Genomic DNA, 764 nt, shown 5'->3' on the forward strand with positions numbered 1-764 from the left:
ATCAAACCGACACGGATGTGTTCGGTGATGGTGTCTCGCTCCTGGTTGGTGTACGCGATAATCAGTGTGTTGTCTCGCGTTTCGGGGGTGCGCTCTAAATAGTCTTTGGCGACCATGTAGGGCAGCTTCTCTGTGGCGGTGAGCTGCGCTCTGCGTCGGTCTTTGTCGTTTTCATCCAACGTGGAAATGACATGTTGACTGTTGCTTTGAGTATCAGGGGCTTGCTGCTGGAGTTTATCTAGGGCGCTGAGTGGCTGTTTATCAATGGTGTTTTGCTGTGCATTGTGCAGGGTGTCATTTTGTGGACGTACCATATCGGTCATGTAAGCGGTATCGATGCGGCCTTGGCTTATGGCCAGCTCAAAGGGTTTACCGGCACTGAGTGATAAAAGCTGCTCTTTATCGCCCAATTTGGCTGTTTTGGACTGACTGTCATTGACCAGCTTTGTGAACTCATCGGCTTGCTTGTTGCTGACCATGGAGCTTTCATCGAGAAAGAACAAGGTGTGTTGATAGTCACTGGCTTCTCGATTGCCTTGTCGGATGTCAGAGAGCAAGCTTTCCAGGGTTTGCGCTTTCACGCCTTTGCTTTCGAGCTCTGCTACCGCTGCGTGAGTGGGCGCAAGACCGATGACGCTTTGCTCTGGCTGCTGGCTGGCTTCTTTGACTAACTGGATAAGTTCAATATTGGATTCAAGCATGGTGGACTTACCTGTACCGGCTAACCCTTGGATGGCCACAAAGCTGTCCTTGGTGGTTGAGAT

The 764-nt window shown here is 50.8% G+C and carries 1 protein-coding gene; it reads right to left on the minus strand.

Annotated features, from left to right (window positions below; translation table 11 throughout):
* Positions 1 to 764: AAA family ATPase (locus AB4589_RS19010; RefSeq protein WP_372101503.1), on the minus strand; the 764-nt coding region annotated here is incomplete at both ends.

The sequence above is a fragment of the Vibrio sp. 10N.222.49.A3 genome, assembly GCF_041475145.1.
Classification (GTDB): domain Bacteria; phylum Pseudomonadota; class Gammaproteobacteria; order Enterobacterales; family Vibrionaceae; genus Vibrio; species Vibrio tasmaniensis_A.